The 16,406-nt window shown below is 73.0% G+C and carries 14 protein-coding genes; all 14 read right to left on the bottom strand.

The window, feature by feature from the left end:
- Window positions 1-24: 24 nt before the first annotated feature.
- Window positions 25-270 (bottom strand): DivIVA domain-containing protein, encoded by a 246-nt coding sequence (locus Aeryth_RS08500; protein ID WP_067857236.1) that lies wholly within the window; start codon window positions 268-270, stop codon window positions 25-27.
- Window positions 267-1,706 (bottom strand): argininosuccinate lyase, encoded by a 1,440-nt coding sequence (gene argH / locus Aeryth_RS08495; protein ID WP_067857232.1) that lies wholly within the window; start codon window positions 1,704-1,706, stop codon window positions 267-269. Before argH ends, Aeryth_RS08500 begins: the two co-directional genes overlap by 4 nt.
- Complete coding sequence (locus tag Aeryth_RS08490; RefSeq protein ID WP_193786282.1) at window positions 1,703-2,236, bottom strand: arginine repressor; 534 nt, start codon at window positions 2,234-2,236, stop codon at window positions 1,703-1,705. The genes argH and Aeryth_RS08490 overlap by 4 nt, the downstream gene beginning before the upstream one ends.
- The gene (argF, locus tag Aeryth_RS08485) at window positions 2,233-3,171 is read right to left on the bottom strand and encodes an ornithine carbamoyltransferase (protein WP_067857218.1); all 939 of its coding nucleotides are present in this window, start codon (window positions 3,169-3,171) and stop codon (window positions 2,233-2,235) included. Before argF ends, Aeryth_RS08490 begins: the two co-directional genes overlap by 4 nt.
- A complete protein-coding gene (locus Aeryth_RS08480) occupies window positions 3,168-4,388 on the bottom strand; it encodes an acetylornithine transaminase (protein WP_067861512.1) in 1,221 nt (406 codons plus the stop codon). Before Aeryth_RS08480 ends, argF begins: the two co-directional genes overlap by 4 nt.
- A gap of 29 nt (window positions 4,389-4,417) precedes the next feature.
- Entirely contained in the window at window positions 4,418-5,398 is a 981-nt protein-coding gene (gene argB, locus Aeryth_RS08475) for an acetylglutamate kinase (protein WP_067857216.1), read from the bottom strand.
- A gap of 9 nt (window positions 5,399-5,407) precedes the next feature.
- Window positions 5,408-6,751, bottom strand: a complete 1,344-nt coding sequence (locus Aeryth_RS08470; RefSeq protein ID WP_067857214.1) for a bifunctional glutamate N-acetyltransferase/amino-acid acetyltransferase — start codon at window positions 6,749-6,751, stop codon at window positions 5,408-5,410.
- Window positions 6,748-7,806 carry an N-acetyl-gamma-glutamyl-phosphate reductase gene (gene argC, locus Aeryth_RS08465; protein ID WP_067857212.1) on the bottom strand — a complete coding sequence of 353 codons (1,059 nt, stop codon included), beginning with the start codon at window positions 7,804-7,806 and terminating at the stop codon, window positions 6,748-6,750. Before argC ends, Aeryth_RS08470 begins: the two co-directional genes overlap by 4 nt.
- Window positions 7,807-7,867: 61 nt before the next feature.
- Window positions 7,868-9,298, bottom strand: a complete 1,431-nt coding sequence (gene argG / locus Aeryth_RS08460; protein ID WP_067857205.1) for an argininosuccinate synthase — start codon at window positions 9,296-9,298, stop codon at window positions 7,868-7,870.
- A 726-nt stretch (window positions 9,299-10,024) separates the two neighbouring features.
- Entirely contained in the window at window positions 10,025-12,538 is a 2,514-nt protein-coding gene (pheT, locus tag Aeryth_RS08455) for a phenylalanine--tRNA ligase subunit beta (protein ID WP_067857202.1), read from the bottom strand.
- Window positions 12,539-12,620: 82 nt separating this feature from the next.
- Window positions 12,621-13,724: a phenylalanine--tRNA ligase subunit alpha gene (pheS, locus tag Aeryth_RS08450; protein WP_067857199.1), complete on the bottom strand. Its 1,104-nt coding sequence runs from the start codon at window positions 13,722-13,724 to the stop codon at window positions 12,621-12,623.
- A gap of 64 nt (window positions 13,725-13,788) precedes the next feature.
- Window positions 13,789-14,817 (bottom strand): sensor histidine kinase, encoded by a 1,029-nt coding sequence (locus Aeryth_RS08445; protein ID WP_067857197.1) that lies wholly within the window; start codon window positions 14,815-14,817, stop codon window positions 13,789-13,791.
- Between the two features lie 24 nt (window positions 14,818-14,841).
- Window positions 14,842-15,570: a 3-keto-5-aminohexanoate cleavage protein gene (locus Aeryth_RS08440; protein WP_202967721.1), complete on the bottom strand. Its 729-nt coding sequence runs from the start codon at window positions 15,568-15,570 to the stop codon at window positions 14,842-14,844.
- Window positions 15,567-16,391 carry a TrmH family RNA methyltransferase gene (locus Aeryth_RS08435; RefSeq protein WP_067857195.1) on the bottom strand — a complete coding sequence of 275 codons (825 nt, stop codon included), beginning with the start codon at window positions 16,389-16,391 and terminating at the stop codon, window positions 15,567-15,569. The genes Aeryth_RS08440 and Aeryth_RS08435 overlap by 4 nt, the downstream gene beginning before the upstream one ends.
- Between the last annotated feature and the right edge of the window lie 15 nt (window positions 16,392-16,406).

Here is a 16,406-nt window from a genome sequence, read left to right as displayed (position 1 = left end):
CGCGCTCCGGTGCCGAGGCGTCCGTCACGCTCCAGGGGCAGGCGGGCCGCCGACGCGGCCCACGAGGTCGTCGAGGTAGGCGTCGACGTCGCTCATGTCGTAGCCCGCGCCGAGGTGCACGGTGGCGAACCTCGCTTGCACGATGCGCTCGGCCAGGGCCGGGTCGGGACGGTCCGTCACGCGCGGCAGCACGTCGGCGAGGAAGTCGTCGACGTCGTCGACGCGGTACCCGGTGCGCCAGCGGGTCGTCCGGAACACCGGCCCGCTCACGACGCCGCCCGCGCCCGCACCTCGGCGAGCTGCTCGGCCACCCGGACCTGCGCGGTGCCGCCGCGCCCGTCGCGCGAGGCGATGGAGCCCTCGACCGACAGCACGCTGCGGACGTCGGGCGTCAGGTGCGGCGAGATGGCCGCGAAGTCGTCGTCGGAGAGGTCCCACAGCTCGATGCCGCGCTGCTCGCAGACCTGCACGCAGGCGCCGGAGACCTCGTGCGCCACGCGGAAGGGCACGCCCTGGCGCACGAGCCACTCGGCCACGTCGGTGGCGAGCGCGAAGCCCTGCGGCGCCAGCGCTGCCATGCGCTCGGTGTGGAAGGTGAGCGTGCGCACCATGCCGGTGAACGCCGGCAGCAGCACCTCGAGCGTGTCGACGGAGTCGAAGACCGGCTCCTTGTCCTCCTGCAGGTCGCGGTTGTAGGCCAGCGGGAGGGCCTTCAGGGTGGCCAGCAGGCCGGACAGGTTGCCGATCAGTCGCCCGGCCTTGCCGCGGGCCAGCTCGGCGATGTCGGGGTTCTTCTTCTGCGGCATGATGCTCGAGCCCGTGGAGTACCCGTCGTCGAGCGTGACGAAGTCGAACTCCTTGGTGTTCCAGAGGATGATCTCCTCCGCCAGACGTGACACGTCGACCCCGACCTGGGCGAGCACGAACGCCAGCTCGGCCACGACGTCACGCGACGCCGTGCCGTCGATCGAGTTCGGCGTCGAGCCCGTGAAGCCGAGCGACGCGGCGACCTTCTCCGGGTCGAGACCGAGCGAGGAGCCGGCCAGCGCGCCCGAGCCGTACGGCGACCCGCCGGCGACGCGCGCGTCCCAGTCGGCGAGCCGGTCGAGGTCGCGCACGAGCGGCCAGGCGTGCGCGAGGAGGTGGTGCGACAGGAGCACCGGCTGGGCGTGCTGCAGGTGCGTGCGCCCCGGCATCGGTGCGCCCAGGTGACGCTCCGCCTGGTCGGCGAGAGCACCGACGAGCGCGCGTAGCAGCTCGCCGATGCGTGCGGCGTGCTCGCGCAGGTACATCGTGAACAGGGTGGCGACCTGGTCGTTGCGCGACCGGCCCGCGCGCAGCCGACCGCCGAGGTCGGGGCCGAGACGCTCCATCAGCCCACGCTCGAGGGCCGAGTGCACGTCCTCGTCGCCCGGCTGCGCCGTGAAGGCGCCGGAGGCGACATCGGCGTCGAGCGCGTCGATGCCCGCGAGCATCGCGACCAGGTCGTCGTCGGTCAGCAGGCCGGCGGTGTGCAGCACCTGGGCGTGCGCACGGGAGCCCTGCAGGTCGTAGGGCGCGAGCCGCCAGTCGAAGTGGGTCGAGCGCGACAGCTCCGTCAGCTCCGGCGACGGACCGCCCGCGAAGCGACCGCCCCAGAGACGGGAGTCGCCCGGGGTGTCGTTCTGGGTGCCCGAGGGGACGTCGGACGGGCTCTGCTCGGTCATGCGGGTCCCTCGCTGGTGGATCGGGTGTCGGTGGGGAGCTCGGCGAGCTCGGTCAGACGGGCGGCGACGGTCGCGCCGCCCTCGGGGTCACGACAGATCATCATGACGGTGTCGTCGCCGGCGATGGTGCCCAGCACCTCGACGGCGCCCGTGTGGTCGATGGCCGAGGCCAGGAACTGGGCGGCGCCGGGCGGGGTGCGCAGCACGACGAGGTTGGCCGACGACTCGGCCGAGACCAGCAGCTCGCGCAGCAGACGGGTCAGCCGCTGCTGCGAGGCGGCGCTGTCCTGCGCGGCGCGGGGCGTGCGGTCGCCGCCCTCGCCGGGCACGGCGTAGACCAGCGCGCCGTCGGGGTTGCGCACGCGCACGGCGTCGAGCTCCACGAGGTCACGCGAGACCGTCGAGGCGGTCGCGGTGACGCCCTGCTCCTGCAGCAGCGCCGCCAGCTCGCCCTGCGAGCGCACCGGCGTGCGGCCCAGCAGCTCGATGATGAGCCGCTGGCGCGCGCGCTTGGTGTCGGGGATGCTCACGAGCGCTCCAGCAGGAACGCGAGCAGGGCCTTCTGGGCGTGCAGGCGGTTCTCCGCCTCGTCCCAGACGACGCTGCGCGGTCCCTCGAGCACGTCCTCGGCGATCTCCAGGCCCCGGTAGGCGGGCAGGCAGTGCAGCACGATCGCGTCCTTCGCGGCGTGCTGCAGCAGCGCACCGGTCACGGCGTACGGGCCGAAGGTGGCGATCCGCTCGGCCTTCTCGGCCTCCTGGCCCATCGAGACCCACGTGTCGGTGATGACGACGTCGGCACCGCGCACCGCCTCGACCGGGTCGTCGGTGACGGTCACGGATCCACCGGTACCAGCGGCGACCTTCTCGGCGTCGGCGACCACGTGGCCGGCGGGGGCATAACCCTCGGGTGCTCCGACCCGCACGTGCATCCCCGCGACCGCGCCGCCGAGGACGTAGGAGTGCGCCATGTTGTTGGCGCCGTCCCCCACGAAGGCGACGGTCAGGCCGGCCAGCGTGCCCTTGTGCTCGCGCACCGTCAGCCAGTCGGCCAGCAGCTGGCAGGGGTGGAAGTCGTCGCTGAGCGCGTTGACCACGGGCACGCCGGCGTGCCGCGCCATCTCCTCCAGGTCGGCCTGTGCGTAGGTGCGCCAGACGACGGCGTCGACCATGCGGCCGAGCACGCGGGCCGTGTCGGCCACCGGCTCGCCGCGGCCGGCCTGGGTGGTCGCGGCGTCGAGGATGACGCAGTGCCCGCCGAGCTGGGCGACGCCGACGGAGAACGACACCCGCGTGCGCGTGGACGACTTGTCGAAGACGACCGCCACGGAGCGCGGACCCTCGAGCGGACGGAAGGCGAACGGCTCGGCCTTCATCCGCAACGCCAGGTCGAGCACCTCGGCCTGCTCCGCCGGGCTGAGGTCGTCGTCGCGCAGCAGGTGCCGCACGGTGGCCGTGGCGGTCATGCGAGCACCTCCGAGATCACCGCGGAGAGCGTGGTGGTGGCGTGCGCCGCCTCGGCCTCGGTGAGCACGAGCGGCGGGACGATGCGCAGGCGGTCGGGCGTCGGTGCGTTGAGGACGAGCCCGGCGTCGAGCGCGGCCTTCTGCACGTCGGCCGCACGGGGGTCCGTGAGCACGACGCCCAACATGAGGCCACGTCCGGTGACCTCGGCCACCCGGGGGTGCGCGGCCAGTGCGGACGCGAGCTGGTCACCGCGGGTCGTGGCCTGGGCGAGCAGGCCGTCGGACTCGATCGTGTCGAGCACCGCGAGCGCCGCCGCGCAGGCCACCGGGTTGCCGCCGAAGGTCGTGCCGTGGTTGCCGGGACCGAGCAGGGTCGCGGCGTCGCCGATGCCGATGCACGCGCCGACGGGGAACCCGCCGCCGAGACCCTTGGCCAGCGTCACCAGGTCGAGCACGACCCCGGACTCCTGGAACGCGAACCAGGCGCCGGTGCGCCCGACGCCGGTCTGGACCTCGTCGATCCAGAGCAGGGCGCCGTGCTCGCGGGTGATCGCGCGGGCCCGGGCCAGGTAGCCCTCCGGCGGCACGACCACGCCAGCCTCGCCCTGGATGGGCTCGAGCAGCACGGCCGCGACCGTGTCGTCGACCGCCGCGGTCAGCGCGTCGGCGTCGCCGTACGGGACCCAGCGCACGTCGCCCGGCAGCGGCTCGAACGGCTCGCGGTACGCCGCCTTCGACGTCAGGGCGAGCGCGCCCATCGAACGTCCGTGGAAGCTTCCCTCGGCGACGACGACCGTCGTGCGACCCGTGCGCCGGGTGGCCTTGAACGCCGCCTCGTTGGCCTCGGTGCCGGAGTTCGCGAAGAACGTGCGCACGGGCACGTCGGCCCCCTCGTCCGAACCTGGGTCGAGCAGGGCGGCGAGCCGCTCGGCCAGCCGGACCTGCGGCTCGGTGGTGAAGAAGTTCGACACGTGCCCGAGGGTCCCGAGCTGCTCGGTGACCGCCTGCACGACGGCCGGGTGCGCGTGGCCCAGCGCGTTGACCGCGATCCCGGCCAGGAGGTCGAGGTAGTGGTTGCCGTCGACGTCCCAGACCGTGCTCCCCTCACCGCGCACCAGCACGCGCTGGGGGTCGCCGAAGGTGTTCATGACCGCGCCGCGGTAGCGCTCGGTCCACTGCTCGCCGCTCTCGGGACGACCCTGCGCGGCGCAGGGCAGGGTGGCGCGGGTGGGCTGGTCGGACGTGGTCACGACGTCTCCTTCGGTGCGCTCGTGGCGTACAGCGCGGTACGGATGCGGGTCTCGACGCCGGGCAGCACCTGCGTGCCGACGCCCTCGTCGGTGAAGATCTCCAGCAGCACGGCGTGCGGCTCGCGGCCGTCGACGACGGTCGCACCGCGCACCCCGCCCTCGACCGCCTCGAGGCAGGCCTGCATCTTCGGGATCATGCCCGACGCCAGCGTCGGGAGGATCTCGCGCAGCGCCTCCGGGGCGATCTCGCCGATCACGTCGGTGCTGTCGGGCCAGTCGCGGTACAGCCCCTCGACGTCGGTCAGCACCAGCAGCTTCTCCGCGCCGAGCGCGACGGCGAGCGCCGACGCCGCCGTGTCGGCGTTCACGTTGTGCACCTGCCCGGACGCGTCGGGCGCGATCGTCGAGACGACCGGGATGCGGCCGGCGTCGATGAGGTCCTGGACGGCCTCGGGGCGCACCTGGGTGACCTCGCCGACGAGGCCGATGTCGGTCTCGACGCCGTCGATGACGGGTCGCGTAGTGGTCGCCGTGAACAGGCCGGCGTCCTCGCCCGACAGGCCGACGGCGAGGGCTCCGTGCCGGTTCAGCAGACCGACGAGCTCACGGCCGACCTGGCCGGTGAGCACCATGCGGACGACGTCGACGGCCTCGGGGGTCGTGACGCGCAGCCCGCCGCGGAACTCCGACTCGATGCCGAGCCGGTCGAGCATCGCGCTGATCTGGGGTCCGCCACCGTGCACCACGACCGGCTTGAAGCCCGCCAGGCGCAGGAAGACGATGTCCTCGGCGAACGCCTGCTTCAGCGACTCGTCGGTCATCGCGTTGCCGCCGTACTTCACCACCACGACCTTGTCGTGGTAGCGCTTCAGCCACGGGAGCGCGCCGGCCAGCGTGGCCGCCTTCTCGGTGTGCTCGGCCCACTGCTCGCGCGTGTGGCCCGGGTCAGGGGTGCCGAAGGTGTCGTCGTCCGTCATCGGGGGTCCTCAGGAGGAGTAGGCGGAGTTCTCGTGAACGTAGGCGTGGGTCAGGTCGTTCGTCCAGACGGTCGCCGTCTCCGGCCCCGACTTCAGGTCGATGGTCACGGAGACCGCGCGGTCCTCCAGCGAGACGCTCGTCGCCGGCTCGCCGGGACCGCTGTCGCGGCACACCCACACGCCGTTGAGCGCGACGTCGAGGTCGGCGGGGTCGAACGTCGCCGACGTCGTGCCGACCGAGGCCAGCACGCGACCCCAGTTGGGGTCCTTGCCGAACACGGCGGCCTTGAACAGGTTGCTCCGGGCCACGGAGCGGGCGACCTCGACCGCGTCGTCCTCGCTCGCCGCGCCGCGGACCTCGATCGAGATCTCGTGGTCGGCGCCCTCGGCGTCGGCGAGCAGCTGCAGGGCGAGGTCGTGGCAGACCGTCGTCAGGTGCTCGGCCAGCTCGTCGACCGACGGGGTGGCGCCGGAAGCCCCGCTCGCCATGAGCAGCACGGTGTCGTTGGTCGACTGGCAGCCGTCGGAGTCGAGCCGGTCGAACGTCACACGGGTCGCCCGGCGCAGCGCCGCGTCGAGCGTGGCCGCGTCGACGTCGGCGTCGGTCGTGACGACCACGAGCATCGTGGCCAGCGCAGGGGCCAGCATGCCGGCACCCTTCGCCATGCCGCCCACCGTGAACGCCCGCCCTGCGGAGTCGGTGCCCTCGGCGACCGACTGCTTCGGGACGGTGTCGGTCGTCATGATGGCCGCCGCCGCCGCTGCTCCCCCGTCGTCAGACAGCGCCGCGTGCGCCGCCCGGACGCCGGCGAGCAGGTCGTCGCGATCGTTCAGCAGACCGATCAGGCCGGTCGAGCAGACCTGCACGTCGATCGCGGCAATCTCCTCTTCCGCCCGCGGCCCGGAACCCCCGCCGGGCTCCTCTTCCGCCCGCGGCCCGGAACCCCCGCCGGGCTCCTCTTCCGCCCGCGGCCCGGAACCCCCGCCGGGCTCCTCTTCCGCCCGCGGCCCGGAACCCCCGCCGGGCTCCTCTTCCGCCCGCGGCTCGGAACCCCCGCCGGAGAGGAGCTCGCCGACGAGCTCGGCGGTGGCATGGGTCAGCTGGAAGCCCTCGGCGCCCGTGTAGCAGTTGGCGCCGCCGGAGTTCAGCACGACCGCCCGCGCCGAGCCGGTCTTGATCGCCTCGGCGCTCCAGAGGACCGGGTTGGCCCGGCACCGGTTGCTGGTGAAGACCGCCGCCGCGGCCGACGACGGACCGTCGTTGACGACGAGCGCGACGTCGGGCGCGCCGGTCGACTTCAGGCCGGCGGCGACACCGGCGGCGCGGAAGCCCTGTGCTGCGGTGACCGTCATGGCGCCACTCCCGTGGTGGTGAGGCCCGTGGTCTCCGGGAGGCCGAGGGCGAGGTTCATGGACTGGATCGCGCCACCGGCGGTGCCCTTGACGAGGTTGTCGATCACGGTGGTGACCACGAGGCGTCCGGCGGCCGAGTCGACGGCGACCTGGAGCTGGGCCGTGTTGGCGCCGAGCGTCGCGGCCGTCGTCGGCCACTGGCCCTCCGGCAGCAGGTGGACGAACGGCTCGCCCTCGCCGGGTCCCCCGTACGCCTGCTCGTAGACGCTGCGCACGCGCGCTGCGTCGACGCCGTCGGCGAGGCGCGCGGTGGCGGTCGCGAGGATGCCGCGAGCCATGGGCACGAGCGTGGGCGTGAAGGAGATGGTGACGTCCTCTCCTCCGGCCTTGGTGAGGTTCTGGATGATCTCGGGCACGTGGCGGTGCACGCCGCCGACGCCGTACGGCGACGCGGCGCCGAGGCCCTCGGAGGCGAGCAGGTGCGTCTTCGGCGCCTTGCCGGCACCGGAGAACCCGTTGGCGAGCACGGCGACGAGGTCGTCGGGCGCGACGACACCGGCCGCGATCGCCGGCTGCAAGCCGAGCGTCACGGCGGTGACGTTGCAGCCCGGGACCGCGATCCGCTTGACGCCGGCGAGGGCGTCGCGCTGACGGCTCTCGCCCACGAACAGCTCGGGCAGTCCGTAGGGCCAGGTGCCTGCGTGCTCGCTGCCGTAGAACGTCGTCCAGTCCTCGGCGCTCTCCAGCCGGTGGTCGGCGCCGCAGTCGATGACGAGCACGTCGTCACCGAGCTCGGCAGCGATGCGTCCGGACTCGCCGTGGGGCAGGCCGAGGAAGACGACGTCGTGACCGGCGAGGGTCGACGCGTCGGTCGGCTGGATCACGCGGTCGGCGAGGTCCACGAGGTGCGGCTGGTGCTCGCCCAGGCGCGAGCCCGCGGAGGACGCCGCGGTGACGGCGCCGATCGTCACGTCGGGGTGCGCGCCGAGGAGCCTCAGCACCTCGCCCCCGGCGTAGCCGCTCGCGCCGGCGACGGCAGCGGTGTAGGTCGTCATCGGTCCACCTTGTCAGGTCGGGTCGGGAAGGGGTGGGACGTCGGCGCCCCGACGTCGGTGCTCAGTCGGTGCCGAGCTCCATCGCGGCGGCGTCGAGCGCCTGCTCCGTCTCGGTCGCGGCGGCCGGGTTGGCCTCGATGCGCAGGGCTCCGCCGGCGGGCAGCTCGCCGAAGAGCGTGCCGTTCTCGACGAGGACCTGGCCCTGATCGAGGGGCTGGCCGGCGTACATCTCGAGCTTGGCGCGCGAGTCGGCGATGTCGAGGTTGCGCATCGTCAGCTGGCCGATCCGGTCGGTCGGGCCGAACACGGCGTTGTCGGTGCGCTCCATCGACAGCTTGTCGGGGTGGTAGGAGAAGTTCTCGCCCTGCGTGTCGAGGATCGAGTAGTCCTCGCCGCGCCGCAGCCGGAGCGTGACGCTGCCGGTGACGAGCGAGGCGATCCAGCGCTCGACGGACTCACGCAGCATCATCGCCTGCGGGTCGAGCCAGCGGCCCTCGTACATGAGCCGGCCGAGCCGACGTCCGTGGGCGTGGAAGTTGGCGATCGTGTCCTCGTTGTGGACGGCGTTCACGAGCCGCTCGTAGGCGATGTGCAGCAGGGCCATGCCCGGCGCCTCGTAGATGCCGCGGCTCTTGGCCTCGATGATGCGGTTCTCGATCTGGTCGGACATGCCGAGACCGTGGCGTCCGCCGATCGTGTTGGCGGCGTGCACGAGCGCGACCGGGTCGTCGAAGCGGGTGCCGTCGATCGCGACCGGCCGTCCGGCCTCGAACGTGATGGTCACGTCCTCGGTGTCGATGTCGACCGACGGGTCCCAGAACTTCACGCCCATGATCGGCTCGACGGTCTCGAGGGAGACGTCGAGGTGCTCGAGCGTCTTCGCCTCGTGGGTGGCGCCCCAGATGTTCGCGTCGGTGGAGTACGCCTTCTCCTGGCTGTCGCGGTAGGGCAGGTCGCGCTCGGTGAGCCACTGGCTCATCTCGGTCCGCCCGCCGAGCTCGCTGACGAAGTCGGCGTCGAGCCACGGCTTGTAGATGCGAAGCGCCGGGTTGGCGAGCAGGCCGTAGCGGTAGAACCGCTCGATGTCGTTGCCCTTGAACGTGGAGCCGTCGCCCCAGATGTCGACGCCGTCCTCGTGCATGGCACGCACGAGCAGCGTGCCGGTGACGGCCCGCCCGAGCGGCGTCGTGTTGAAGTAGGTGCGCCCGGCCGACTTGATGTGGAAGGCGCCGCATGCGAGGGCGGCCAGGCCTTCCTCCACCAGCGGGGTCTTGATGTCGATCGCGCGGGCCAGCTCGGCGCCGTACTGCATCGCCCGACCCGGGATGCCGGAGATGTCCGGCTCGTCGTACTGGCCGATGTCGGCCGTGTACGTGCAGGGCACCGCGCCCTTGTCGCGCATCCACGCGACGGCCACGGACGTGTCGAGCCCTCCGGAGAAGGCGATGCCGACGCGCTCGCCGACGGGCAGGGAGGTGAGGACCTTGGACATGCTCACAGTCTTGCACACGCCTGCAAGGTCTTGCAGTGCGGGGGTGTCTTGGCCTGCTGCTGCGCTTCCTGCGGGGGTCGCGTCGTGCTGCTGCGCTGCCGTCGTGGCTCTCGTCGTACCGCTGCGCTGCCGCGGCCTTCGCTGAGGTTGGCCTCCGAAAGGGCCTCGATCGGGCGGCTGGCACCGCGCTGGTCTGGGGTCTCGGGCTGCGGGTTGGTGCTGGGGTGGACGCACGATGCTGCGTTCGTGCGTTGAAGGCTGAGGTTTCTGCGTTTCCTACGGGATCCCGTCGCTAACGCAGAGGCGTGCGGCCTCGCACGCGTGAATGAAGAATCTTGGGTGCACTTTGCGTTGGGGTGACGAACGATTCTTCCTTGGTGTGGACCGTTCCACGCGAAGGATGAATCCTTCCGCCGCTCAGCCCGCCATCGGTGGATTCTCAACCGCAGAAGCGCTCCTGCGGTTGCAGATCCACCGATAGAACGCGCAAACGCAGAATCTTGGCCCCAGAACGCAGAAACGACGAATCCTGCGTCACCCACGAGCCCAGACCAGACCCCGAGACCCCGAGCCAGCCCCAGGCCCGCCGCCGGTCGAGGCCCTTTCGGGGACCAGACACAGCGCCAGCCGAGGCAGCGCACCAGCAGGACGAGACCCCCGCAGGCAGCGCACCAGCAAGCCCAGACCCCCTGCGGCAGCGCACCAGCAGGGACCAGCCGCCCCGACTCAGCGCAGCACGCCCCCCAGCGCCTCGCCGGCGGCGACGAGGGCGGCGCGCGCCTCGGCGATCTCGGTGTCCTTCAGGGTGCGGTCGGGGGCGCGCAGGCGGACGGCGAAGGCGAGCGACTTCTGGCCATCCGGCACGGGCGCGCCCGTGTAGACGTCGAAGAGGCGCACCGACTCGACCGCGGCGTGGGCCGACGCCAGTGCCGCGCGCAGCGACTCGGCGGTGACGGACGTGTCGACGAGGAACGCGAGGTCCTCCTTCGCGACCGGGTAGGTCGAGAAGTCGGGCCGGGGGCCGATCGCGGGCGAGGCCGCGAGCAGCGCGTCGAGGTCGAGCTCGCCGGCCACCGAGCGCGGCGGGAGGCCGTGCTCCTTCAGCACGGTCGGGTGCAGCTCGCCCGCGTGCCCGACGACCGTGCCGTCCAGCACCAGCGCGGCGCACCGACCCTGGTGGAACGGGGCGGTGGCGGCCTGCTCGACCGTCAGCTCGACGTGCAGGACGTCGGCCAGCCGGCGCGCGACCGCGACCGCGTCGGACCACGCCACCGGGCGACCGGCACCGTCCCAGCCCGACCGCTCGCGCTCCCCCACCAGCACCCAGCCCGCGTGGAACGGCTGGTGCGGCAGGGCGGCGTCGAGCGCCGCGAGCTCCTCGGGCGTCGGGCGGCGGTCGGTGCCGTAGATCGGGGCCTCCGGCGCACCCTCGCGCGCGAGGAACACGCGTCCGACCTCGCTGACCTGGACCGACTCGTGGCCGCGGCCGACGTTCAGCGACGCGGCCCGCAGCAGCCCCACGAGCAGGGTCGTGGTGAGACCCGGCTCCTCGGTCGACAACGGATTGGCGAGCAGCACCTGCCGGCGGCGGACGTCGTCGGCGTCGATGCCGAGGCGGTCGAGGTCGGCCGGTCCTGCGAAGGGCAGGGTCGTGACCTCGACGAGACCCGCGCCGGCGAGCACGTGCCCGACGCGACGCCGCAGCTCCTGGTGGCGGGTGAGACCCCGCCCGCCCGTGGGCGTCGGCAGCACCGACGGCACCTGGTCGTACCCGGCCGTGCGCAGCGCCTCCTCGACGAAGTCGTAGGGATCGTTCAGGTCGAAGCGCCAGCTCGGCGGCGTGACGACGAAGACGTCACCGTCGCGCTCGACCGTGCAGCCGTTGCGCTCGAACGTGCGCTGGGCCTGCTCGGGCGCGATCGGCACACCGCTGATCCGCGCCGGGAGGTCGACCGGCACGCGCACGGCGGCGCGGGCCGGCGCCTCGCCCACCACGGTCGCGCCCGGCTCGAGGGTGCCTCCGCCCAGCTCGACCAGCAGCTCGGCCACGCGGGCCGCGCCCACCAGCGCCAGCTCGGGGTCGACGCCGCGCTCGTAGCGCTTGGCCGCCTCCGAGGGCAGCCGGTGACGCTTGACGGCGCGGAAGATCGTCACCGGGTCCCAGTACGCGGCCTCGACGACGACCGAGGTGCTCGTGTCGCTGATCTCGGTCGACGCACCACCCATCACGCCAGCCAGACCGATCGGTCCGGAGTCGTCGGCGATGACGAGGTCGTCGGGCGTGAGGGCGCGGTCGACGTCGTCGAGGGTCGTCAGCCGCTCTCCCTCGCGCGCCCGGCGGACGACGACGTCGCCCTGCAGGCGGTCGCGGTCGTAGCAGTGGTTCGGCTGACCGAGCTCGAGCATGACGTAGTTGGAGACGTCGACGGTGAGCGAGATCGACCGCATGCCCGCGTCGGTGATCCGTCGGGCCATCCAGGCGGGCGTCGGCGCCGTGGGGTCGACGCCCGAGACGACCAGGGCCGTGAACACCGGGCACCCGTCGGGGTCCTCGACGCGCACCGGGTAGGCGGGCGTGTCGGCCGACGGGACCGGGCGGTCGGCGGGATCGGTGAAGGGGACGTCGAACGCGAGCGCGGCGTCGCGCCCGACGCCGCGCAGGCTGAGCGCGTAGGCGCGGTCGGGGTTGACCTCGAGGTCGAGCGTCTGGTCACCGAGGCCCAGGACCGTGACCGCGTCGTCGCCCGGCGTCGCGGAACCCGGCTCGAGCACGAGGATCCCCGCGGCGCTGGTCTCGTCGTCGGGGAGGCCGAGCTCGCGGGTGGAGCAGATCATGCCGTCGGAGACGTGGCCGTAGGTCTTGCGCGAGCCGATCTCGAAGCCCAGCTCGGGCAGGTGCGTGCCGGGCAGCGACACGACCACGAGGTCGCCGACGCCGAAGTTGTGTGCACCGCAGACGATCCCGCGCGACGGCACGTCGTCGCCCGGCGCGTCGGGCACCGACGGCTCGTTGCGCTGTGGCCCGACGTCGACACGGCACCAGTTGATGGTCTTGCCGTTCTTCTGCTCCTCCGGCTGGACGGCCAGCACGCGGCCGACCGTGAGCGGGCCGGTGATGCCGCCGCCGACGATCTCCTCGAGCTTGAGGTCGTACATCGTCAGCCGGTCGGCGATCTCCTCGGTGGTCGCCTCGGCCGGCAGCTCCACGACGGAGCGCAGCCACTCGACGGGTACGCGCATCAGCGATCGACCCCCGTCGACAGCGCATCACGGTTCGGGGGCAGGTCGCTGGTCATCTGACGGTTCCTTCGCTGACGCTCGTTCACAGACCCACTCCGAACGGCTCGGTGAAGCGGATGTCGCCGTCCCACAGGTCGCGCAGGTCCGCGATGTCGTAGCGGCTGGTGATGGTGCGGTCCAGGCCCATGCCGAAGGCGAAGCCCGAGTACTCCTCGGGGTCGACGCCGCAGGCGACGAGGACGCGCGGGTTGACGACGCCGCAGCCACCCCACTCGATCCAGCCCTCACCGCGGCACGTGCCGCAGTCGGCGACGGCCCCGGGGTCGTTGTGGCAGACGTAGCAGAGCAGGTCGACCTCGGCGCTCGGCTCGGTGAACGGGAAGTACGACGGGCGGAAGCGCGTCGTGACCTCGGGTCCGTAGACGGCGGCGGCGAAGTGGTCGAGCGTGCCCTTGAGGTGCGCCATGGAGAGGCCGCGGTCGATCGCGAGCCCCTCGACCTGGTGGAAGACCGGCATGTGCGTGGCGTCGGCCTCGTCGGTGCGGTACACCCGGCCGGGGCAGACGACGTAGATCGGGGGCGTGCGGGTCAGCATGCTGCGGGCCTGCACCGGCGACGTGTGGGTGCGCAGCACGAGCGCGGCCCGCTCCGGCGAGACCCAGAACGTGTCCTGCATCGTGCGCGCGGGGTGGTTCGGTCCCAGGTTGAGCGCGTCGAAGTTGAGCCACTCGGCCTCGACCTCGGGGCCCTCGGCGACCTCCCAGCCCATGGCCACGAAGAGGTCGGCCACGTGCTCCTGGATGGTGGTGATGGGGTGCCGGGCGCCGACGGGCTCGCGGTCGGTCGGCAGCGTGACGTCGACCGTCTCCTCGACGAGACGACGCTCCTCCTCCAGCGCCTCCAGCGCGGCCCCCCGTGCGGCGAGCGCCTGGTTGACCGCGCCGCGGGCCTGGCCGATCCGCTTCCCGGCGTCCTTGCGCGCCTGCGGCGGCAGCGCGCCGATCTCCCGGTTGGCGAGCGCGAGCGGCGAGCGGTCGCCGGTGTGGGCGATGCGCACGGCCTTCAGCGCGTCGAGCGAGTCGGCGGCCTCGATGGCGGCGAGGGCGGCGTCGCGCGCCTGCGCGACCTCGTCCTCGCCCAGCGCGGCGACCTGCTTGGGGTCGTAGTCGGAGTTCGGGGCGGACACCCGAGCAGTCTAGTGAGCGGCGCGGACGCCCCGGCACCGGTCGGTCGTGCGACGGCGTGGAAGCTCAGTCGGTGAGCGCGTCGGGCTCGTTGACGGGCACCCAGATGCGCAGCAGCGCGCCACCCTCCTCGGCGTCGTCGATGTCGATCCGGCCGCCGTGCTGCTCGACGATGCCGCGCACGATGTACATGCCGAGACCGCTGCCCGCTCCGGGGCCGGCGCGCCAGAAGCGGCTGAACACGCGCTGACGCATCTCCTCGGGGATGCCGGGTCCCTGGTCGTGGATCTCCAGGACCGCTCCCCCGGCGTCGGGCAGGTGCTCGACGACGACACGGCGCAGACCGTGACCGTGCCGCAGCGCGTTCTCGACGAGGTTGGTGACGACCTGCGTCATGCGGTCGGCGTCGCCCCAGACGAGGTACGGCTCGCCGCGCGACTCGAGCGCGAACGGGTCGCCGCCGGCGGAGATGTTGCGCAGGACGCCGCGCGCGACCTCGTCGAGCTTGACCGGTCCGCGCCGCAGGGTCAGTCGACCGGCGTCGATGCGAGCCGCGTCGAGCAGCTCGGTGATGAGTCGGCTGAGCCGGTCGGCGTCGGAGTCGACGGTCTCGAGCATGAACTGGCGCTGCTCCTCGGAGAAGCGGTCCCACTTCGACAGCAGGGTCGACGTGAACCCCTTGATGCCGGTGAGCGGCGAGCGCAGCTCGTGGGCGACGGTGGCGACGAGGTCGGAGCGCTCGCGGTCGCGCTGGTTGCGCACCTTCGCGTTGCGCACGCTCGCGACGACGCGCACGACGGCGCCGCCGGGACGGTCCCGCACCAGGCGCGCGGTCACGAGGTACTCGCTCCCGCGCGGGGAGTACCAGGACTGCTCCGACAACCGGTTGCGGATGTTGAGACCGTCGTACGGGCGGGTCGAGTCGTACCAGCTGTTGCCGTTCAGGTCGTCGAAGGGCATCGCGTCGGACAGGTGCATGCCGAGCATCTCCCCGGGCGCCGCGCGCGCCATCCGCTCGATGCGTTCGTTGACGTACTCGACGACGCCGTCGGCCCCGGCGATGACCACGCCGTCCGGGAAGTCGTCGAGGTCCATGGCGAGGAATCTAGTACCAAAGGACTAGACGCGACGAGCACCCCGGCCCACCGCGATCCGCACGAGGGCGGCGTTGTCGTCGACGGCCTCGCCGTCGGGTCCCTCGACGACGTCCTCGAGCCCGATCCGCGTCGACACGCCGTGGGCCACGGCGAGCTCGAGGACCGGCCACGTCGAGCGGCCCTCGCCGTGCAGCAGCACGGGCAGACCCGTGGGGCGGACGAGCTCGAGCAGACGCTCCGCCGTCTCCTCCTGATCGGGTGCGTCGGCGAGCTCGAGCAGGACGAGCGCGGTCCGCTCGGGCCACGAGGAGTCGAGCCACGCCTGCGCGGCGTCCTCGGTCCAGAGCCCGGCGTTCACGGCCACGCCGCGCTCGTGCAGGGCGGTCGCGAGGTCGGTGGCGCCACGCTCGTGCCAGTTCACCGACGCGTGGTCGGGCAGCGTCGTCCAGGCACCGACGGCGCGGATGGGCGTGCCTCCACCGGTCCAGGCCCACGCCCCGGTGGTGACGCCGACCGGGACGTCCACGGCCTCGCGCACCGCCTCGACCCACCGCGCGACGTCGGCCGGCGCGAGGCTGTCGCGACCGTCGTCGGTGCGTGGGTGCACGTGGAGGTCCTGCGCCCCGGCCTCGACCGCGGCGCGGGCGTCCTCGGCGCACGCGGAGGCCGTCACCGGGACGGCGGGGTGCTCGTCGACGTCGCGCGAGCCGTTGAGGCACGCTTGGAGGATCACCTGCTGCACGCTGCTCATCGTGCGCCCTGCGCCCGGGCACTGGCGTAGAGACACACCGCGGCCGCGGTGGCGAGGTTGAGGCTCTCCGCCTGTCCGAGGATCGGCACGGCCACGGTCAGGTCGGCCGCGTCGCGCACCTGCGCCGACAGGCCCTGTGCCTCGTTGCCCATGACCCAGGCGGTGGGTGCGGCGAGGTCGACGGGCGACGTCGCGCGCTCGGCCTCGAAGAGGTCGAGGTCGGCCTCGCCGTCGGTCGCGAGCACCTGCAGGCCGCGCTCGCGGAGGGCGGCGAGGACCAGGTCGTGGTCGCGCTCGACCACCACCGGCAGGTGGAACAGGCTGCCGGCGCTGGCGCGGACGGCCTTCGGGTTCGTGGGGTCGACGCTGTCGGCCGACAGCACGACGGCGTCGGCCCCCGCGGCGTCGGCGCAGCGCAGCACCGCTCCGGCGTTGCCGGGGTCGCGCATGTCGTGGCAGACCACGACGAGCCGGGGCGTGGTGGGCAGCGCGTCGAGACCCTGCACGACGGTGTCGCAGACCGCGACCACGCCCTGTGGGGTGGTGGCGTCGGCGATCTCGGCCAGCACGTCGTCGTCGACGACGCTCCACGGCACCTCGCCATCACGAGCGGCGTCGTGCAGGGCGGCGTGACGCTCGGTCGCCGCGGCGGTGGCGAAGACCTCGTGCGTGACGCCCGTCAGGGCGAGCGCCTCGCGGACCGCCTGCGGGCCCTCGGCGAGGAACTGGCCCGTCTCGGCCCGGAAACGCCGCGTGGCGAGCCGTCGAGCACGTCTGACCCGCCCGGTACGGGTGGTCAGGGTCGGCTCGGGGCTCGCCACGGGCGTGGAGGCGAA

It is taken from the genome of Aeromicrobium erythreum (assembly GCF_001509405.1).
GTDB lineage: Bacteria > Actinomycetota > Actinomycetes > Propionibacteriales > Nocardioidaceae > Aeromicrobium > Aeromicrobium erythreum.
This window is presented reverse-complemented; position numbering and strand designations above follow the sequence as displayed.

What these genes read in the sequence shown, in the direction of transcription:
- Aeryth_RS08470 (WP_067857214.1), bottom strand. Translation starts at nt 6,751, where the DNA reads ATGACGGTCACCGCAGCACAGGGCTTCCGCGCCGCCGGTGTCGCCGCC.
- Aeryth_RS08445 (WP_067857197.1), bottom strand. Translation starts at nt 14,817, where the DNA reads ATGGACCTCGACGACTTCCCGGACGGCGTGGTCATCGCCGGGGCCGAC.
- argF (WP_067857218.1), bottom strand. Translation starts at nt 3,171, where the DNA reads ATGACCGCCACGGCCACCGTGCGGCACCTGCTGCGCGACGACGACCTC.
- argC (WP_067857212.1), bottom strand. Translation starts at nt 7,806, where the DNA reads ATGACGACCTACACCGCTGCCGTCGCCGGCGCGAGCGGCTACGCCGGG.
- pheT (WP_067857202.1), bottom strand. Translation starts at nt 12,538, where the DNA reads ATGCGCGTACCCGTCGAGTGGCTGCGCTCCGTCGTGGAGCTGCCGGCC.
- Aeryth_RS08440 (WP_202967721.1), bottom strand. Translation starts at nt 15,570, where the DNA reads ATGAGCAGCGTGCAGCAGGTGATCCTCCAAGCGTGCCTCAACGGCTCG.
- argB (WP_067857216.1), bottom strand. Translation starts at nt 5,398, where the DNA reads ATGACGGACGACGACACCTTCGGCACCCCTGACCCGGGCCACACGCGC.
- argG (WP_067857205.1), bottom strand. Translation starts at nt 9,298, where the DNA reads ATGTCCAAGGTCCTCACCTCCCTGCCCGTCGGCGAGCGCGTCGGCATC.
- argH (WP_067857232.1), bottom strand. Translation starts at nt 1,706, where the DNA reads ATGACCGAGCAGAGCCCGTCCGACGTCCCCTCGGGCACCCAGAACGAC.